Raw genomic sequence first — 17,509 nt, forward strand, 5'->3', positions numbered from 1 at the left:
GACCGGCTGGCGTCCGCCGCCGATCGCTCAGTGCGTGCCGAGTCGTCGGACCCCGTCCGGCTGCTCTGACGCTCCGCCACGCTGTCGCCAAACCATCCACGCTGTTGCCAACCCATGTGTGGCTGCGCACGGAGCCAAACCGCTTTAAGACGGCCACCGTAAGTGCGGGTAATGGCGACGTGCGACGAGTGTGGGGAGTACGAGAATCTCCCGTATCAGTGCCGACGGTGCGGGCAGACGTTCTGCGCGGACCACCGACTCCCGGAGAATCACGACTGCCCGGGGCTCAGCGAGTGGAACGATCCCGGCGGCGTCTTCGATAGTGGATTCGATGACAGCGTCGACGGTGAGCCGCGCGGCTCGACCGCGGATGCCGACGGCATCACGGGACGAGTCAAGAGACGCGTCGAACGGGAAACGAGCACCGGCGGGCTAGTGAGCTACTTCCGCGGCAACGCGACGTACGCGCTGTTAGCGGCGATGTGGCTCACGTTCGTCGCACAGTGGGTCGCGATCGGCGTCGGCGGCGAGTCGCTTCACAATCGGCTGTTCGTACTCGAGTCGTACGCGATCCTCGACGTATGGACGTGGGTGACTGCGGTGTTCTCCCACTCGCCGGCCGGGCTCTTCCACATCATCGCGAACAGCATCGTGCTGTTCTTCTTCGGCCCGCTCGTCGAGCGCGCGGTGGGGTCGAAGAAGTTCGTCGGCTTCTTCCTCGTCGCGGGTATCGTCGCCGGACTCGGCCACGTCCTGTTCGTGCTCGCGATGGGCGACGTCGTCGGCGTGCTGGGGGCCAGCGGCGCGACGTTCGCGATCCTCGGCGTGCTCACCGTCTGGCGGCCGAACATGGAGATTCTGCTGTTCTTCGTGGTTCCGATGAAGCTGAAGTACCTCACGTGGGGAACTGCGGTCGTCTCCGCGCTGCTCGTCGTCTCGACCGGCGCGGCCGGAGTCGGCGGGATCGCTCACCTCGCACACCTCATCGGCTTCGCGATCGGGCTCGCGTTCGGCTCGCGAAACGAGGGGCTCGCCCGACGAAGCCGGGGCCCCGGCGGCGTGACGATGGGTGCTCGCGGCCCGGGCGGTCCGGGCGGCCCCGGTGGACCGGGCGGTCCGGGCGGACGGCTCTGACCGATGCCGACCGACCGTGACGAGGAGAGGACCGTCGGCCACGATACGATCGCTGACTCCGTCGTCCGTCCCGAGTTTTATCCGGACCCGGCGCTCTCCCGCGAGGAGATGGCGTCGCTGCAGTGCGAGCTCGCCGCGACCGCCACGTTCGTCGACGACCACGACATCGATCCCGTTGCGGTCGCGATCGACGAGGCGGCCGACCTCTCGGACGGCGTTCCCCCGGTCACGGCGGCCCGCGGCGTGTCGGACCCCGGGGCGGACGCTCCCGTCGTCGTCGGGGTCGACCAGGCGTTTCGATCCGACCCTTCGGAGGCGGTGTCGGCCGCGGTCGCGCTTCGTGGCGGGCGAGTGGTCGAGTACGCACACGCGGTGACGCCGCTTTCGATCCCGTACGTGCCGGGCCTGCTCGCGTTCCGCGAGGGTGCTTCGATCCTCGCGGCGCTCGCATCGCTGTCCGTCGATCCTGACCTCCTCGTGTTCGACGGCTCCGGCCGGATCCACTTCCGGGAGGCCGGCATCGCGACGCACGTGGGTGTCATCCACGACGTGCCGAGCATCGGGGTCGCGAAATCCCTGCTCTGTGGCGAGCCGGACGAGTCGGTCGACGGCCGACCCGCCGGCTGGCGAACCCCGATCCGGGCCGACGACTCGGTCGAGACGACGGGATCCGCGTCGGACGAACTCCCGCCGGTCCTCGGCTACGCGTTTCAGTCGCGGCAGTACCCGAACAGCCGGCGGGTGAACCCGCTGTACGTTAGCCCCGGCCATCGCGCGTCGGCGGCGACGACGGTCGAGTTCGTGGACGCGCTGTGTGCCGGGTATAAACTCCCCGAGCCGACCCGGATCGCCGACGCGTACGCCGACGCCGTCAAACGCGGCGACGTGTGACGTGCGGAGCGCGTGGTGACGGCGCTCTGCGGGCGCGAGCGGGCACGCGCCGATGGCATCCATCCAGCCGACGATACACACTCCATCCAGTCGACGGTACACACCTCGGCGACACCCGGTCACGAAACCGAACGACTGCGTCAGACCGTTTTTATACTCCGACGTTCAAACGTGACGTATGGCAGATGATGACACGGATGGGCCGATGTCACCCGAGGAGCTCCGCTCGCTGACCGACGGGTTGGTTCGTCAGGGATCCGGCGGCGGCACGACCCGATATAAAAACGCGGCCGGCGTCGGCTGTCCGAACCCCGACTGCGACCACGGCACGTTCCAGACGCTGTTCGTGAGCGATCACGGCTGGCAGCAGATCGGTGCGACCAGGGACGGTATCCATCTCTGTCTGTGTAACACCGAGTCGAAGCGACTCGTGTTCATTCACGACGAGTGACGGCTCCACCTGCACTGTTGATCGTTCGGTTGACACCTGTTGATCGTTCGATACACGACCATCGACCTCTCGATTCAAGAGGATAGAGCCGAACGAACGGGTATGAACGAACTGCGAGGCGACGGTGGCCAAGAGGGCCCCACGACACACGACCGACCGGCGGACGTGGCAGCCGACCGTCGGAATCGAGCGCGCGAGCGCGACACTCCCGGACGCGGGATCACGCCCACGAAGCGACCGATCGAGCCGACTCCACCCGCGGAGTTCGGTCTCGTACAGGCGTGGTGGGGTGACGGGAAGGGAAAAACGACTGCCGCGCTCGGCATGGGGATGCGCGCGGTCGGACACGGCCACCGCGTCCACATGCTCCAGTTTATGAAGGGTGGCGCGGACTCCGTCGAGGCGGTCCGTGGCGAGTACAATGCGATCGCGGCGTTACCCGGCTTCTCCTACGAGAACACCGGCCATTACGGGTGGCACGGAATGGCCGACGGCTCCGACGAGGACCACCACGAACGAAACGCACGCGTCGGCCTCGACCGCGCCCGGGAGCTCGTCGACGCCGCGTCGGCCGCGGCGCTCGACGAATCGATCCCGCTTGACGCCGAGCCGGACGCCGGAGTCCACATGCTGATCCTCGACGAGATCCTCTACGCCGCCGACCGCGGTCTCGTCGCCCCTGACGAGGTGCTCGACCTCGTCGACCGCAAACCCGAGGAGCTCGAACTCGTTTTGACGGGCAGCCACACCGAGCCGGAGTATCTCGTCGAGGTCGCCGACCTGATAACCGAGGTCGGAAAGGTGACGCATCCGATCGATTCCGGCCAGCGCGCCAGAAAGGGAACGGAGTACTGAGGATGCCTCAGGAGAACGCGGACGACGAGTTTGACCCCGTAGTGGAGCTCCACCGACAGCTTCGCGCGACGGAGGAGCTGCCGGTCGCACGCGAGGCGGGCTGGCGGCTCGGCGAGGCGCAGGCGCTCGCGGCGGATATCGCGACCGGCGACGTCGACGACGACGTGGTTCGGCGACGAGCCGAGGAGATCGGCGAGCTGCTCGCTGGGATCGACGGGACCGAGGATCCGGAGGCGGACGACCACGTGGACGCCGCACGGGAGCTTGCCGACCGGATCGCGTCCCGGTCGCCGGACGGCTAACCGATCCGCCCGACGGTCACGTCGAACGGGACGCGCTCGACGCGCTCGTACTCGCCGGCCTGCATCTCGTCGACGACCTCGCGTCCCATCGACCGCCAGCGACGCCGGAGGTCATCGTAGGCTGCGTCGGTCATCACCGCACGAAGCTCCTCGCGGTGGTCGGCGATCCCCGCGCCGGACGCCTTTCGTGCGGCCGCCGCCAGCGATGCATCCGCGTACGGCGGCGCTATCCGCTTCTCGTGGATGTATCGACTGACGCGGACGTCCGTGAGGTCGGTCTCCTCGAAGAACCCCCGAACGCGCTCGCCGAGCGCGACGTCGGTGCCGACGCCCGCGAGATACGCTGCACGGGCCTCCCGTTCCAGCCGCTCCTCGGCGTCGACGGTCGACGTCACCGTCACGTCTGCGTTGTTCGGCTCGACGGCCGCGACGAGGTCGGTCGACACCCGCGCGAACTCCCGCACCGCCATCCCCGGGTCCGGGAGGTTGATCAGCAGCGCCTGACAGACGACGAGGTCGACGCTGTCGTCCGGGAGCGGGAGCCGAGTCGCGTCGCCGGCGAGATACGGTAGCGCGCTCGTCTCGCAGGCGACCTCGAGGAGTCCAGTGTCGGCGTCGACGCCGATCACGGTCGCGTCATCGGGAGTCTCCGCGTCGAGCACGCGCGTCAGCTCCCCGGTGCCACAGCCCACGTCGAGCACGCGAGCGCGGCTCTGGAGCTCGAGGTCCGCGAGCGCCGCCCGGTCGTCCGCCCACATCCCCTCTCGGGTGCGTTCGAGATACGCCGCGGAGAACCGTCGCACGTCGCCGCGTTCGTGACGGGGGGAATTAAGCGGTCTGGATCGGTGACTCGGCGACTAGCCGGGTCGGGTCCTCGTCTCCGCGACCCGAGGGAACGCCGGTCAGACCATGTCGCCACGCACCGACGCACTCGTCTGTTCGGCTCGCTGGCGTTTCACGACGGCTGCAGCTTCACCGGCCACGTCGTCGTCGGCACCGAGCATGCCGAGCGCCGCCTCCAGCGTCGGCATCGGGAACGCCGCGTCCCGAAGCTTCGCGAACGCTTCCTCGTCGCGCTGGCCGTCGATCCACAGACAGACGCCCCGGGGGTCGAGCACCTCCTCGTAGGCGTCCCGTGCGAGGGCACCCTTGAGCCGCTGGGTGACGTTGTCCTCGAAGCTCGCGTTACACACCTCGAGATGGATCGGCTCGTCGTCGTCGACCAGCTCCGCCGCGAGACATTTCTCGGGGGCTGCGTAGCCGTTGTCGCTGGCTCTGACCCGGTCCGGATTCGCCTTGGCCCACTCCGACCGGACCGACGTGCCGACGCCTTTGATCCCGTACTCCTCCTCGAACGCCCGTGCAGCCTCCGAGTCGCCGCGCATCAGTACGTCCTTCGTGAGGTAGACGTCGAGCCGATCGACCGGATCCAGGCCGAGCGCGACGTCGCCGAACGCCCATACCTCGCGAACCGGGACGGGCATCGTCGCAGCTTCGACGTGGTCGACGATCGATTCGAGTCGGTCGACCGCCGTGTCACGGTCCATTAGACTCCCATAGGCGGTCGCCGGTCAAACCGATTGCGCTCCGCCTCCGGTTCCGACTCCGGGAAAGCGCTCGAACGGGCGGCGAATCCGTAAACCGAACGGGCTATTACACGCGGCACGCCTACGAGACGTCGTGCAAAACGTTACGGACCGCACGCGGAATCCGTTCGGGATGACGCCGGACTGTGACCGCTTCGTTCCGGGATACGGCGACGCGAACGCCGATTTTCACGTGATCGGTGACCATCCGGGCATCCACGGGGGTGTCGCCGACGGCGTCCCGTTCACTGGAGAGCCGTGGTCGGAGACGTTCCTCGCCACACTGGCCGACGCCGGCCTCGTCTCGTCGCCCGAGACATCGCCCGAGACGCCGCCGTCCGGAACGTCATCGAACTCCGACGGAACGGGAGCGGAGGCGTCGCCGGAGGCGATCGGTCGCTCCGCCGATCGGCTGCCGTATCGGCCTCGGAACGCGTTCTTCTCGTATCTTCACATGTGCGATTCGTCCGGAACGCCCACGCGGGAGTCGTACGCCGACATGGAGCGGTTCTTCGACGCGGAGCTGCGGGCGATCGCCGCCCACGTCCTCCTGCCGGTCGGCGAGCGCACGACCGAACACGTTTTTCGGCAGTACACCGCTCGCGCCCGGACAACGCGGATCGATATGGACGCGCTGCACGCGACGGAGCTTCTCGGATCCGGCTGGCTCGTCGTTCCGATCAAAGACCCCGGCGAATGGGGCGCTGGCGACGGAGAGCGTCTCGTGAGCGCGCTCGAGGAGCTCCGATCGACCGACTTCCGGCGGGAGAGCGATCTCGGTCGGTTTATGGCCGGAGACGACCCGTACCTCGTTCGGTAGCGACCCGGATCGGGTGACTGTTCGCTTTCGACGCCGCTGTCGGATATGATCTTGTCAAACGTTTTCTGATTCGGATTTGTTCTTGACATAGCGGTGCAGTTTTCGCCACACACCGCCATATTTGACGCCAGAATGCGTGTTTTATATTGATACGAACAACCACCCATCGACGCCCGATCGGCGGGCGTCAGCTGCAGGACTGGTACTCCACGCAGCGGCTTGGTCAGTTACGGCCCGCGGCGGGCCGTTTTTTCGGACGGTCACACATCGTCGAGCAACGAGTCGATGTACTTGCCGACGTGGTCGTCCATTCGACGTTTGAACCCGTTCTGGCGGGCGAGTCGGTCGATCTCCCGGGAAACGTACGTGCCGTACTGCACGGCTTTCTTGTCAGCGCCTGCGACCGAATCGGGGAGATACGGAGCTGCCGCTCGTCGCAACGCGATCTTCCGCTCCTCGCTCGTCGCGAGGAGCTCGTCGGGGAGACGCAGCGCCGCCTCGACGATTCGGTCGTCGAGCAGCGGCGTGACTGGTTCGACGCCGGCAGCCCGAAGCGTCAACACGTCGCGTTCGAGCTGCGCCGGAAGAGTCCGAACGGTCTCGGTCCGTGCGCCGCGAACCGTGTCGGCGCCGACGCGGGAGTCGGCGGCGGGCTCCACGACCTTGCTGTACCCCCCGAACAGCTCGTCGGCCCCCTGCCCGAGCACCAGCTGCTCGATCCCGTCGGCGGTGGCCGCCTCCGCGGCCAGATACAACGGGACCGCGATGTTGAGGTCCATCACGTTCCGTCGTCGTGTGGCGTCTGCGACCGCTGGAATCGCGCGCTTGAGGTCGTCGTGAGTCAGCTCGACGACGCGGAGCTCCCGGTCCATCGCCGCGGCCGCCTCGCGCGCAGCGGCGACGTCGTGGCTCTCCTCGAACCCGGCGACGTAACAGGGGGCGTCAGGGACGCCGGTCGCGACGAGTCCCGAGTCGACGCCGCCGGAGAACGCGACGGCCACCCGATCCCTCTCGCACCGAACTCCGCTCATGTCGGAGAGCACGTCCCGAACCGCCTCGTCGACGGCCCGCTGTCCGTCGACGGGATCGGCGGGGGCGTACGTCGGAAGCGGCCAGACCGCCGTCTCGCCGTGCCGATCGAGAACGGTTCCGGCGGGCACCGATCGGGGGTCCGCCACCGCTGTGGGGTCGAACCCCCACGCGTCAGGCTCCGTCGGATCCGCCGCCTCGCGGTCGACGAACATCGGTTCGCGACCCAACACGTCACGGACGAGCGTCGGTCCATCACCGTCTGACACCCCGGAGAGCAGCCCGGCGAATCCACACGTTCCGGGCAACGGTTCGTGGTCGTTGACGGCCTTGCGGACGACCGCGGCAGACGCACCGCGAAGTCGATTCGTCTCGTTGCTCTCGACGACATCGTCGCTGACCCCTTCGTCAGTCATTGCCGGGGTCCGTTCATCTGAACTCGCCGATAGCGCGGAGCGCGCGGCGCTTTGCCCCGCCAGCGAACTGCCGGAATGAGACGCGCCACGGAGTTCGCTTGCCGACGACGCTCGTCCGTCCGTCGGCGATCGCCGAGAGGATCGCTTCCGCGGAGCGGTCGTCCGCGCCCACTTCCGTGACGGCCTGTCCGACCATCTCCGAGATGTGTGCGTCGCTGCCGGCGGTCATCGGTACCCCGTGGCGAACCGCGAACTTCTCGGCCTGTCGGTTCGCGCGTCCGGTGAACAGCCGGGAGTTGTACACCTCGATCGCGTCCGCCGTGGCGAGCTGCTCGTCCGTGATGTGGGCGGCGACGCCGTGACGCGTCTTCTGGAACGGATGCGGCACGACGGCGATGCCGCCCTGCGCGTGGATCCGGTCGAGCGTCTCGTCGAACGGGAGTCCGCTCTCGACGATCTCGTCGATCCCGAACGCGAGGACGTGTCCCGCGGCACACGTCACCTCCATGCCGACGATCCCGACGAGCCCGTAGTCAGGGGCTTGCTCGGCAGCGTCGATGCTGGCGTCGATCTCGTCGTGGTCCGTCACGGCGAGCGCGTCGAGGCCGACCGCAGCCGCCTGCTCCAAGAGGAGATCGACCGGATCGCGCCCGTCGTGTGAGAGCTCGGAGTGCGTGTGCAGCTCGACGGATAGCACGCACGTTCGTTCGACGGTTGAGTAAAAAAGCCCCCCGGTACGCGGATGCCCCGACGTGACGGGAGCTTGGAGGATCGTCAGCGACGGTCAAGCTGCGCGGCGTTCCTTCGCCTTGGGACGGAGGTTCCCGTAGCCACACTTGCGGCAAGTGCTGGCGTCGGCGGCGTTCCGGGCGTTACAGCGCATGCAGATCTGCTTTTCGAGGTTTCGGCGTTCCGCGGCGTCAAATTTAGCCATACGGCTACCAAGCGGACCGGTGCTGTAAAAGCTTGCGAGACGCGACGGACCGAACTACGCTCCGGCTTCCGACAGCGCGCTTTCGATGTCTTCCCGCTGTGTCACGCCGACGAATCGGTCGACGACGCCGTCCTCGTTCTCGACGATGAGCGTCGGGAGCGAGCGGACCTGGTACTGGTTGGCGACGTCCTGTTCCTCGTCGACGTTCACCTTCTGCAGCTCGAAGGCGTCGCCGAACTCCTCTTTGACCTCCTCGAGGATGGGGTCTTGGGTCTTACACGGGCCACACCAGTCGGCGTAGAAATCCAGGAGTCGAACGGTCATTGTCCGCCGACTGCTAGCAGGGGCCCGCGCATAAGGGTTTCCCACTGCCACAGTCCGGAGACGAAACGTTTAGGCCGCCCCGGTCCGCAGTGCCGGCTATGAGCAGCGGACAGAACTCCGGCGGGCTGATGTCCAGTGCGGGGCTCGTACGGTACTTCGACGCCCAAGACCGAAACGCGATCTCGATGGACCCGAAGACCGTCGTCGCCTTCTGTGTCCTGTTCGGCGTGTTCGTGCAGATCCTCTCGCTGACGGTCGCGTAGCCCCACCGACCGGCCGCCCGTAGCGCGCCCTTTTTCCACCTCCCGTACCGAACACGTCGTATGAAAGCAGGGGTTGTCGCCGTTCAGGGTGACGTGACCGAACACGCGGACGCCGTTCGTCGCGCCGCGACCGCCCACGGCGAGTCAGTGGACGTCGTCGAGGTTCGTGACGCCGGGATCGTCCCCGACTGCGACGCGTTGCTGATGCCGGGTGGTGAGTCGACGACGATCTCGCGGCTGATCCATCGCGAGGGGATCGCCTCCGAGATTCGCGAGCACGTGCGAAACGAAAAACCGATTCTCGCGACGTGTGCAGGGCTTATCGTCTGCTCACGCGACGCGAAAGACGATCGTGTCGATCCGCTCGGCGTGGTCGACGTCACGGTCGACCGCAACGCGTTCGGCCGGCAGAAGGACTCCTTCGAGGCACCGATCGCGGTTGCGGGACTCACGGACGCCTTCCACGCCGTGTTCATCCGCGCACCGCTCATCGACGAGGTGGGATCGGATGTCGAGGTGCTTGCACGGATCGACGACCGGCCGGTGTTGGTCCGTGACGGTCCGGTCGTCGCGACGTCGTTTCATCCCGAACTCACCGACGATCCGCGAATCCACGACCTCGCGTTCTTTCCCGACATGGCGGTGAAAGCATGACCGACTCGGCACCGCCTCCGGAGGACGGTGCCGCCGAGACCGTCGAGGTTCTCGACGAGCTGTTCGCCACAATCGAGTCACGCAAGCGGGAACTCCCCGAGGGCTCGTACACGGCTTCGCTTTTCGCTCACGAGAAAGGACAGAACGCGGTCCTGGAGAAGATCGGCGAGGAGACGACGGAGACGATACTCGCAGCCAAAGACGACGATGCCGACGAACTCGTGTACGAGAGCGCCGACCTCGTCTATCATCTGCTGGTGCTGCTGTCGATGCACGACGTCGAACTCGAGGAGCTTCGCTCCGAGCTTCGCGACCGATTTTGAGCCCCGGATTCGGATGATTCCACCCCCGATCAATCAGTTGTTACAACCTCTGTAACAGCACTGGTCTGTGTTATTGTATCTAACTCTGTACCGTATGCGACGGATAAGTATAGACGTACCGACCGCCAAGAAGATGTACGAACCGATCAGTACGGTTCGTTACCTCGCGGCGATATCGGCCCTCTCTTCATCGATCCACCGGGGCGCGAGCTGACCCCCCGATTGCTCACTCGAAGCCGAGTTGTATTTATTCAGCTTCGTGTCGGTCGGAAGCTTCATACGTAGGCTCGTGGATCCTCCCGATACACGAATGGCAGTACTCTGGCTGGACGAAGTCGACGCCGACGATCTCGACACCGTCGGCGGCAAGGCGGCCTCGCTGGGTGAACTCACTGCGGCCGAACTTCCGGTGCCGCCGGGGTTCGTCGTCACCGCGGGGACGTACCGGTCGTTCATCGAGCAGGCGGGGATCGACGAGGAGCTGTTCGCGGCCGTCGACGTCGACCCGGAGGACTCCGCGGCGCTGCGTTCGGCGGAGGCGACCGCGGAGGAGCTGATTCTGGAGACGCCGCTCCCCGACGACGTTCGCGAGGAGATCCTCGAAAGCTATCGATCGATGAGCGTCGACGGCGAGGCTGCGTTCGTCGCGGTTCGGTCCTCGGCGACTGCCGAGGACCTCCCTGACGCCTCCTTCGCCGGCCAACAGGAGACGTTCCTCAACGTTCGCGAGGAGGCGCTGATCCAGCGCGTCAAGGAGTGCTGGGCGTCGCTTTTCACTCAGCGAGCGATCTACTACCGGCAGCGGAAGGAGTTTCCCCACGACGAGGTCGACATCGCCGTCGTCGTCCAGCGGATGGTCGACGCCGACCGGTCCGGGGTCATGTTCACCAGTCACCCGTCGACTGGCGATCCCCGGATCATCATCGAGGCCGCATGGGGGCTCGGCGAGGCCGTCGTCTCCGGTACCGTCTCTCCGGACAACTACGTGTACGACCGGGAGCGAGGTGAGGTCGTCGACGCGACGGTCGCCGATAAGAAGGTCAAGATGATCAAGGATCCGGACACCGGCGAGACCGTGGAGGTCGACGTCGATCCCGATCGCCGGACCGAACGCGTCCTCTCCGACGAGGAGATCGAGGAACTCGTTGCGCTCGGCGAGCGCGTCGAGGAGCATTACGGCGTGCCCCAAGATGTCGAATGGGCGACACATGACGGCGAGGTGTACATGCTTCAGTCGCGGCCGATCACGACGATACAGGAGTCGGACGACGAGGCCGTAACCGATGCCAACGGATCGGAGAGTTCGGACTCCAACGCCGACGAGGACGTGCTGCTTCATGGCCTCGGCGCGAGTCCCGGCGTCGTCTCCGGCGCCGTCCGCATCGTCACCAAGCTCGATCACCTTGACCAGGTACAGGAGGGTGACATTCTCGTCACCGAAATGACGATGCCCGATATGGTGCCTGCGATGAAGCGAGCCGCGGCGATCGTCACCGACGAGGGCGGCATGACGAGCCACGCGGCGATCATCTCCAGAGAGCTCGGAGTGCCCGCCGTCGTCGGCACGGAGTCCGGGACGCGGGATCTGCAGGACGACCAGCAGATAACGATCGACGGCGACAAGGGAACGATCCGGTCCGGCGTCGACGAGGAGGCGGAGCCCGCCGAGGAGTTCGAGCCGGTCGAGGCTGCCCGTCCGCAGACGCCGGTGAAACCGATGACGGCCACGGAGGTGAAAGTGAACGTCTCGATTCCCGAGGCCGCGGAGCGAGCGGCCGCAACCGGTGCCGATGGGGTCGGTCTCCTCCGGATCGAACACATGGTGCTGTCGCTCGGAAAGACGCCGGAGAAGTACATCGCAGACCACGGTGCGCGAGCGTACCAGAACGAACTCGTCGACGGGATCCGGGGTGTTGCCGACGAGTTCTACCCGCGACCGGTTCGGGCTCGAACGATGGACGCTCCCACGGACGAGTTCCGGGAGCTCGAGGGGGGAGACGGTGAACCCCGCGAGCACAACCCCATGCTTGGCTGGCGTGGCGTTCGACGGAGTCTCGACAAGCCCGACGTGTTCCAACAGGAGCTTGCCGCGTTTGCCCGTCTGTTCGAGATGGGTTACGACAATCTCGAGCTCATGTTGCCCCTCGTCAACGATGCGGCCGATCTCGAGGCGGCCAAACACCAGATGCGCGAAGCCGGGATCGACCCCGATGCACAGACGTGGGGAGTGATGATCGAGACGCCGGCGAGCGCGCTCCGGATCGAGGAGCTCGCGAACGCCGGAATCGATTTCGCCTCCTTCGGCACGAACGACCTCACACAGTACACGCTGGGGGTCGACCGCAACAACGAGCACGTCGCGGGCCGCTTCGACGAGCTGCATCCGGCGGTGCTGACGCTCATCGGCGACACGATCGAGACGTGCCGGGAGCTCGATGTCGCCACCAGCATCTGTGGGCAGGCAGGGTCGAAAACCGAGATGGTGGAGTTCCTCGTCGAGCAGGGGGTCTCGTCGATCTCCGCGAACATTGACGCGGTCCGGGACGTCCAACACGAGGTAAAACGGACCGAGCAGCGGCTGTTGCTCGACTCCGTTCGCTGACCGCAGAACGGAACGGGTAAGCCCCGACCGAATCCATGGGCGATCGAATGCAACGGGCCGAGCCCCAGTCGTTCGACCGGGTTCTTTCCTCGATGTGTACCGATCCGCATCCCGCGGCTCGCGAGGCCGCCGAGCGGTTTCTGGCGACGAATCCCGGAGACCCGGGGACGTACGAGTCGATCGCCGCGCTCGAAGAGAGTGCCGTCGAACTGCTCGCGACGCTGGCCGATCACCCGAGCTCTGAATCGGCCGCCGGGTACGTCACCTCCGGCGGGACGGAGGCGAACGTTCAGGCGACTCGTGCGGCGCGAAACCGTCACGACGGCGACGATCCGAACGTCGTCGTGCCCGAGAGCGCACACTTCTCGTTTCGGAAAGCGGCCGAGCTGTTAGATGTCGAGCTCACGACGGTGCCGCTCGACGCCGACGAGCGGGTCGATCCGGCCGCGGTCGCCGCCGCAGTCGACGCGGACACGGCGCTGGTCGTCGGCGTCGCGGAAACGACCGAGTACGGTCGCGTCGATCGACACGCTCACCGTCGATCCGCATAAGTTCGGTCAGGCAGTCGTTCCGGCGGGTGGACTGATCGCCCGTGAGGCCGCTCCCCTCGACGCGCTGGCGGTCGACACGCCGTATCTGGAGACGCACTCACAGACGACGCTCACCGGAACCCGGAGCGGTGCCGGCGTCGCGGGTGCGGTCGCGGCGATGGAGGCGCTCTGGCCGGCCGGGTACCGGGCTGCGGCTCGGCGGGCGAACGAGAACGCGGCGTGGGTGGCGGACGCCCTCGTGGACCGCGGATACGACGTGGTCGAACCGGAGCTTCCGCTCGTCGCGGCCGCGGTACCCGATGCGGAGTTCGCCGCGCTCCGCGAGACTGGGTGGAAGCTCTCGCGGACGGGGCGCAACGAGCTTCGGATCGTCTGTATGCCCCACGTCACGAGAGAGACGCTGGAGGCGTGTATCGTGGACCTCGACCGGATACGGGAGTAAGCCGATCGGCGGACTACGACCCGGGTTGCGTGGAAGATGGCTGACAGGCGGCTACGGACGCTTCCCGGACGGCTCGCCGCGCACCCGCCTCGACCGGTCCGGGATGATACGCTACGTCACGGAAACGGATGGCCGCGGTTTCGCTGATAAACGTTCGGCCGATCGGAGTGCGCTCCGTTTCGCCGATGCTGCCGGCGGACCAGAAGTCGTCCGGGGCTCGCGGAGGAGACGAACCAACATATTCACTACAGGGGGTCCCCAACCGGGCTGTATGAGTACGGACGACGTCTCTCGACGCACGTTCATGCGGACCGCCGGGGGTGCGACGGCGGCCGCCGGTGTTGCCGCGGGCGCGACGGGAACGGCAGCGGCCCAGGAGGACGAGGGGAACGGCGGCGGCAACGAGGTGCCGGACTGGCCGAGCGGTGCGGAGGGGAATCTCGGCACCTACGAGGACGCACGCGGGCAGGACGAGGTCACCGTCATGGTCGGAGCCGACGACGACGGGCTCGCGTACGACCCGACCCTCCTGTGGGTCGATCCCGGAACGACGATCACGTGGGAGTGGACCGGGCAGGGCGGCGGTCACAACGTCGAAACGGTCGAGGGGCCGGCGGAGCTGGAAAGCGAGGTCGTCGACGAGGAGGGGTTCACCTACACCTACGAGACGAGCGAGGACGACGAGGGGATCACCCACTACCACTGTGCGCCCCACGACGGCGTCGGGATGCACGCCGGACTGGCGGTCGGCGACGACGTCCCCACGGAGACGGTCGACGAGGGCGGTGCGGGTGCCGTGTTCGTTCCCCAGGGCGCTCGTGCGCTCGGGATCGCGACGTTCATCGCGATGGTGAGCACCTTGGGGCTCGCGTTCGTCTTCATGAAGTACGGCGGCACGATCACACAGGAGTGAGCCGTCTCCGGACGCTCGACCGGTAGCACTCCCGGCTCGTCCGTCGTTTCCGACTATTCTCGCCGTCGTTTCCGACTATTTCTCGTCCGTCAACTCCCGATAGCAGTCGAGATACCGCTGGCGTACGGCGTCGTGGTCGTACCGCTCGAAGTCGCGATCGACGTGTTTTCGCTCGAGATCACCGACCGCGAGGAACTCGTCCGCGAGTTCGGCAGGACTCGTGACGAGCCGCCCTCGGGCGCGACCCTCGAGGAGTTCGTGTGCACTGGAGTCGGCCTGGTATTCGACGAGCCCCACGCAGCCGCACGCGAGTGCCCACAGCAGCTCCGTCGCGAACGTCTCCCACGTCGCGGCCCCCACGACGACGTGTGTCCCCTTGAACACGGCGACCCGCTCCTCGAGCGGTCGGTCGCCGAGGAACGTCACCCGGTCGTCGATCCGGAGTTCCCCGGCGGTCGCTTCGATCCGGCCTCGCTCGGGGCCGTCCCCGATCACCGCCGCGTTCCAGTCGCGGTCGCGAAGCTCGGCCAGCGCGAGGAGAAACGTCTCGACGTTGGCGTGTCGGTCGAGTCGCCGCGAGTAGACGGCGTCGAATCGGTCGTCGACGGGGGTCCGCTCGACGAGGTCGAAGTCGATGCTCTCGGGGATCACCCGGACATTGTCGCCGTCGGCACCGTGCTCGCGGACGTGGGTTTTCGTCGTCCGCGATGGGGTCGTGATCAGCTCCGCGCCTCGCGAGAGCAGTCGATAGCGCCGGGGGTCGTCCGACGGATGGTCCCGCCACCAGTCGACGAGGACCGGCACGCGGAGCGCCGTTCCGGCGAGCGTGGCCACGAGTGCGGGCGTCGGCGGACTGTTGACTGCGTGGACGACGTCGGGGGAGACGCGACGGAGCGCCGCCGGGAGCCTCGCTGCGAACGCCGACGGAGCGGGGTCGACGACGACGGATCGGTACTCGATCCCGTCGTCGTCGAACCGGTCGTGGTCGCCGCCCCACCAGCGGGCACACAGCCACATCACCTCGTGACCCCGGGCGGCGAGCAGCCGCGCGAGCCGGTGCGTTCGGTCCCGAGCCGGAGTGGCCCCATGCTCCGGCGTGAAAAGCGAGACGAACGCGACACGCATACGCGGAACCGATGGGAGGGTCCGATAAAAAGACACGGCATCCACCCGAAACGGTTTCCGGTCGGCCGTGGAACTCCGCGGCATGCACGAGTACGACATCGAACGCTACCTCAACGTTCGCAGCGCCGTCGGTGCGGACCTCGGTCCCGGTGGACGGCTCTCGTTTCTGCTGGACACGACCGGCACGTCGCAGGTGTGGTCGCTCGACGAGCCGCACGGCTGGCCCGAACAGCACACGTTCTTCGAGGAGCGGGTGACGTTCGTCGACTCCTCGCCGGAGCGTTCCGAGGCCGTGTTCGGGATGGACGAGGGCGGAAACGAGCGCGTGCAGCTCCACCGACTCGACTACGAGACGGGGCGGATCACGAACCTCACTGTCCGGCCGGACGCGAAACACCGGTGGGGCGGCTGGAGCGGCGATGGCGACCGATTCGCGTTCGCCTCGAACCGGCGTGAGGAGTCGGTGTTCGACGTGTACGTCCAGGCGCGTGATGCGACGGGCGACGCCGCGGAGCTCGTTTTCGAGGGTGACGGCTGGCTCTCCGTCGCCGGGTGGTCGCCGTCGGACGATCGACTGATCGTCCACGAGGCACACTCCTCGTTCGACCACGATCTGTACACGCTCGAGATCGCGACTGGGGAGTCGACCCACCACACGCCACACGAGGGAGATGTCAGGTACGGCAGTCCGGAGTGGGGCCCCGATGGCGACTCGATATACGTCGTCACCGACCGCGAGAGCGACACGCTTCGTCTGGAACGGCTCGACCTCGCGACCGACGAGTTCGGCGTCGTCGCCGAGGGCGGCAAGTGGAACGTCGACGGCGTCGCGGTCCACGAGGAGTCCCGGCGATGTCTCTACTCGCGGAACGTCGACGGCTACACGGAGATCACGGCGGGAGAGCTGGTCGCGCCCGATCGGATCGACCCGCTTCCGGAGCCGGAGCTTCCGGATGGGGTCGCCGGCGGCGTGAGCTTCGGCCCGGACGGCGACCGATACGCGCTCACGGCTACCGGCCGAGCGAACAACGGGAACGTGTACGTGGTCGACGCGACGACGGGGGAGACGGAACGGTGGACCGCCGCGTCGACGGCGGGTATCCCGCGAGAGACGTTCATCGAGCCCGAACTCGTCCACTATCCGACGTTCGACGGACGGGAGATCCCCGCGTACTTCTCGGTGCCGGAGACGGAGCCGCCCGCGGATGGGTATCCCGTCGTCGTCGACATCCACGGGGGGCCGGAGTCGCAGCGCCGACCGTCGTTCGCGGCGGTGACGCAGTATCTGTTGAACGCTGGCTACGCCGTGTTCGAGCCCAACGTCCGTGGTTCCTCGGGGTACGGGAAGGCGTACGCCGCGCTCGACGACGTCGAACAGCGGATGGACTCCGTCGCCGACGTTCGCGCCGGCGTCGAGTGGCTCCACGACCATCCGGAAGTCGATCCTGACCGGATCACCGCGATGGGTGGATCCTACGGCGGGTTCATGGTGTTGGCGTCGCTTGCGGAGTATCCGGAGCTGTGGGCCGCCGGCGTCGACGTCGTCGGCATCGCGAACTTCGTCACGTTCCTCGAGAACACGGGCGACTGGCGACGCGAGCTCCGGGAGGCGGAGTACGGCTCGCTCGACGACGACCGCGAGTTCCTCGAGTCGATCTCGCCGATCAACAACGTCGAGTCGATCGAGGCTCCGCTGTTCGTCCTTCACGGCGCGAACGACCCGCGGGTCCCAGTGAGCGAGGCGGAAGCGATCGTCGAGCGGGCACGGAACCAGGACGTGCCGGTCCGGAAGCTGATATTCGATGACGAGGGACACGGGTTCTCGAAGCTAGAGAATCGGATCGAAGCGTACCGAGCGATAGTGGAGTTCCTCGACAGGCACGTCGGATAGTCA

At 66.9% G+C, this 17,509-nt stretch carries 19 protein-coding genes and 1 pseudogene; 13 read left to right on the forward strand and 7 right to left on the reverse strand.

Annotated features, from left to right (window positions below; all coding sequences use genetic code 11):
* Positions 1-171 precede the first annotated feature (171 nt).
* The 5 genes from ACYQ0R_RS00205 (at position 172) to ACYQ0R_RS00225 (ending at position 3,633) form a co-directional block, all read left to right on the forward strand.
* A complete protein-coding gene (locus tag ACYQ0R_RS00205; protein ID WP_459820308.1) occupies positions 172-1,134 on the forward strand; it encodes a rhomboid family intramembrane serine protease in 963 nt (320 codons plus the stop codon).
* A gap of 3 nt (positions 1,135-1,137) precedes the next feature.
* Positions 1,138-2,025 carry an endonuclease V gene (locus tag ACYQ0R_RS00210; RefSeq protein ID WP_459820309.1) on the forward strand — a complete coding sequence of 296 codons (888 nt, stop codon included), beginning with the start codon at positions 1,138-1,140 and terminating at the stop codon, positions 2,023-2,025.
* Positions 2,026-2,203: 178 nt separating this feature from the next.
* Positions 2,204-2,476 carry a DUF7385 family protein gene (locus ACYQ0R_RS00215; protein WP_459820310.1) on the forward strand — a complete coding sequence of 91 codons (273 nt, stop codon included), beginning with the start codon at positions 2,204-2,206 and terminating at the stop codon, positions 2,474-2,476.
* Between the two features lie 102 nt (positions 2,477-2,578).
* Entirely contained in the window at positions 2,579-3,331 is a 753-nt protein-coding gene (locus tag ACYQ0R_RS00220; protein ID WP_459820311.1) for a cob(I)yrinic acid a,c-diamide adenosyltransferase, read from the forward strand.
* A 2-nt stretch (positions 3,332-3,333) separates the two neighbouring features.
* Positions 3,334-3,633, forward strand: a complete 300-nt coding sequence (locus ACYQ0R_RS00225; protein ID WP_459820312.1) for a DUF8152 family protein — start codon at positions 3,334-3,336, stop codon at positions 3,631-3,633.
* On the opposite strand, the gene ACYQ0R_RS00230 is transcribed toward ACYQ0R_RS00225, so the two are convergent.
* Both ACYQ0R_RS00230 and ACYQ0R_RS00235 read right to left on the reverse strand, forming a co-directional pair.
* On the reverse strand, positions 3,630-4,436 hold the full coding sequence (locus ACYQ0R_RS00230) for a class I SAM-dependent methyltransferase (protein WP_459820313.1): 807 nt from the start codon (positions 4,434-4,436) through the stop codon (positions 3,630-3,632). The genes ACYQ0R_RS00225 and ACYQ0R_RS00230 overlap by 4 nt on opposite strands.
* 99 nt (positions 4,437-4,535) lie before the next feature.
* A complete protein-coding gene (locus ACYQ0R_RS00235) occupies positions 4,536-5,180 on the reverse strand; it encodes a DUF7095 family protein (RefSeq protein ID WP_459820314.1) in 645 nt (214 codons plus the stop codon).
* Positions 5,181-5,313: 133 nt separating this feature from the next.
* Between ACYQ0R_RS00235 and ACYQ0R_RS00240 the strand changes: the two genes are divergently transcribed.
* A complete protein-coding gene (locus tag ACYQ0R_RS00240; RefSeq protein ID WP_459820315.1) occupies positions 5,314-6,039 on the forward strand; it encodes a uracil-DNA glycosylase family protein in 726 nt (241 codons plus the stop codon).
* 260 nt (positions 6,040-6,299) lie between these two features.
* Here the strand turns inward: ACYQ0R_RS00240 and ACYQ0R_RS00245 are convergent, their stop codons facing one another.
* The 4 genes from ACYQ0R_RS00245 to trxA form a co-directional block, all read right to left on the reverse strand.
* Complete coding sequence (locus ACYQ0R_RS00245; protein ID WP_459820316.1) at positions 6,300-7,484, reverse strand: asparagine synthase C-terminal domain-containing protein; 1,185 nt, start codon at positions 7,482-7,484, stop codon at positions 6,300-6,302.
* Between the two features lie 13 nt (positions 7,485-7,497).
* Positions 7,498-8,181, reverse strand: coding sequence for a PHP domain-containing protein (locus ACYQ0R_RS00250; protein ID WP_459820317.1), 684 nt, complete (start codon positions 8,179-8,181; stop codon positions 7,498-7,500).
* An 87-nt stretch (positions 8,182-8,268) separates the two neighbouring features.
* The gene (locus ACYQ0R_RS00255) at positions 8,269-8,418 is read right to left on the reverse strand and encodes a 50S ribosomal protein L40e (protein WP_459820318.1); all 150 of its coding nucleotides are present in this window, start codon (positions 8,416-8,418) and stop codon (positions 8,269-8,271) included.
* 54 nt (positions 8,419-8,472) lie between these two features.
* Positions 8,473-8,742: a thioredoxin gene (gene trxA / locus ACYQ0R_RS00260; RefSeq protein WP_488193298.1), complete on the reverse strand. Its 270-nt coding sequence runs from the start codon at positions 8,740-8,742 to the stop codon at positions 8,473-8,475.
* Positions 8,743-8,840: 98 nt separating this feature from the next.
* On the opposite strand from trxA, the gene ACYQ0R_RS00265 reads away from it, so the two are divergent.
* The 6 genes and pseudogenes from ACYQ0R_RS00265 to ACYQ0R_RS00290 all read left to right on the forward strand — a co-directional run bounded on the left by ACYQ0R_RS00265 (position 8,841) and on the right by ACYQ0R_RS00290 (position 14,490).
* Positions 8,841-9,005, forward strand: a complete 165-nt coding sequence (locus ACYQ0R_RS00265) for a preprotein translocase subunit Sec61beta (protein ID WP_459820320.1) — start codon at positions 8,841-8,843, stop codon at positions 9,003-9,005.
* 60 nt (positions 9,006-9,065) lie between these two features.
* Positions 9,066-9,659: a pyridoxal 5'-phosphate synthase glutaminase subunit PdxT gene (gene pdxT / locus ACYQ0R_RS00270; RefSeq protein ID WP_459820321.1), complete on the forward strand. Its 594-nt coding sequence runs from the start codon at positions 9,066-9,068 to the stop codon at positions 9,657-9,659.
* Positions 9,656-9,982 carry a phosphoribosyl-ATP diphosphatase gene (gene hisE, locus ACYQ0R_RS00275; protein ID WP_459820322.1) on the forward strand — a complete coding sequence of 109 codons (327 nt, stop codon included), beginning with the start codon at positions 9,656-9,658 and terminating at the stop codon, positions 9,980-9,982. Before pdxT ends, hisE begins: the two co-directional genes overlap by 4 nt.
* 310 nt (positions 9,983-10,292) lie before the next feature.
* Positions 10,293-12,584 carry a phosphoenolpyruvate synthase gene (gene ppsA, locus ACYQ0R_RS00280; RefSeq protein WP_459820323.1) on the forward strand — a complete coding sequence of 764 codons (2,292 nt, stop codon included), beginning with the start codon at positions 10,293-10,295 and terminating at the stop codon, positions 12,582-12,584.
* A 47-nt stretch (positions 12,585-12,631) separates the two neighbouring features.
* Positions 12,632-13,577, forward strand: a pseudogene (locus ACYQ0R_RS00285) (PLP-dependent aminotransferase family protein).
* Positions 13,578-13,848: 271 nt separating this feature from the next.
* The gene (locus ACYQ0R_RS00290; RefSeq protein WP_459820324.1) at positions 13,849-14,490 is read left to right on the forward strand and encodes a halocyanin domain-containing protein; all 642 of its coding nucleotides are present in this window, start codon (positions 13,849-13,851) and stop codon (positions 14,488-14,490) included.
* Between the two features lie 75 nt (positions 14,491-14,565).
* Here the strand turns inward: ACYQ0R_RS00290 and ACYQ0R_RS00295 are convergent, their stop codons facing one another.
* On the reverse strand, positions 14,566-15,615 hold the full coding sequence (locus ACYQ0R_RS00295) for a glycosyltransferase (protein ID WP_459820325.1): 1,050 nt from the start codon (positions 15,613-15,615) through the stop codon (positions 14,566-14,568).
* An 82-nt stretch (positions 15,616-15,697) separates the two neighbouring features.
* Between ACYQ0R_RS00295 and ACYQ0R_RS00300 the strand changes: the two genes are divergently transcribed.
* Positions 15,698-17,506: a S9 family peptidase gene (locus tag ACYQ0R_RS00300; protein WP_459820326.1), complete on the forward strand. Its 1,809-nt coding sequence runs from the start codon at positions 15,698-15,700 to the stop codon at positions 17,504-17,506.
* Positions 17,507-17,509: the final 3 nt, after the last annotated feature.

It is taken from the genome of Halorubrum luteum, assembly GCF_054652935.1.

What these genes read in the sequence shown, in the direction of transcription:
- ACYQ0R_RS00245 (WP_459820316.1), bottom strand. Translation starts at nt 7,484, where the DNA reads ATGACTGACGAAGGGGTCAGCGACGATGTCGTCGAGAGCAACGAGACG.
- hisE (WP_459820322.1), top strand. Translation starts at nt 9,656, where the DNA reads ATGACCGACTCGGCACCGCCTCCGGAGGACGGTGCCGCCGAGACCGTC.
- ACYQ0R_RS00205 (WP_459820308.1), top strand. Translation starts at nt 172, where the DNA reads ATGGCGACGTGCGACGAGTGTGGGGAGTACGAGAATCTCCCGTATCAG.
- ACYQ0R_RS00290 (WP_459820324.1), top strand. Translation starts at nt 13,849, where the DNA reads ATGAGTACGGACGACGTCTCTCGACGCACGTTCATGCGGACCGCCGGG.
- ACYQ0R_RS00210 (WP_459820309.1), top strand. Translation starts at nt 1,138, where the DNA reads ATGCCGACCGACCGTGACGAGGAGAGGACCGTCGGCCACGATACGATC.
- ppsA (WP_459820323.1), top strand. Translation starts at nt 10,293, where the DNA reads ATGGCAGTACTCTGGCTGGACGAAGTCGACGCCGACGATCTCGACACC.
- ACYQ0R_RS00215 (WP_459820310.1), top strand. Translation starts at nt 2,204, where the DNA reads ATGGCAGATGATGACACGGATGGGCCGATGTCACCCGAGGAGCTCCGC.
- ACYQ0R_RS00265 (WP_459820320.1), top strand. Translation starts at nt 8,841, where the DNA reads ATGAGCAGCGGACAGAACTCCGGCGGGCTGATGTCCAGTGCGGGGCTC.
- ACYQ0R_RS00220 (WP_459820311.1), top strand. Translation starts at nt 2,579, where the DNA reads ATGAACGAACTGCGAGGCGACGGTGGCCAAGAGGGCCCCACGACACAC.
- ACYQ0R_RS00300 (WP_459820326.1), top strand. Translation starts at nt 15,698, where the DNA reads ATGCACGAGTACGACATCGAACGCTACCTCAACGTTCGCAGCGCCGTC.
- ACYQ0R_RS00295 (WP_459820325.1), bottom strand. Translation starts at nt 15,615, where the DNA reads ATGCGTGTCGCGTTCGTCTCGCTTTTCACGCCGGAGCATGGGGCCACT.
- pdxT (WP_459820321.1), top strand. Translation starts at nt 9,066, where the DNA reads ATGAAAGCAGGGGTTGTCGCCGTTCAGGGTGACGTGACCGAACACGCG.
- trxA (WP_488193298.1), bottom strand. Translation starts at nt 8,742, where the DNA reads ATGACCGTTCGACTCCTGGATTTCTACGCCGACTGGTGTGGCCCGTGT.
- ACYQ0R_RS00255 (WP_459820318.1), bottom strand. Translation starts at nt 8,418, where the DNA reads ATGGCTAAATTTGACGCCGCGGAACGCCGAAACCTCGAAAAGCAGATC.
- ACYQ0R_RS00225 (WP_459820312.1), top strand. Translation starts at nt 3,334, where the DNA reads ATGCCTCAGGAGAACGCGGACGACGAGTTTGACCCCGTAGTGGAGCTC.
- ACYQ0R_RS00235 (WP_459820314.1), bottom strand. Translation starts at nt 5,180, where the DNA reads ATGGACCGTGACACGGCGGTCGACCGACTCGAATCGATCGTCGACCAC.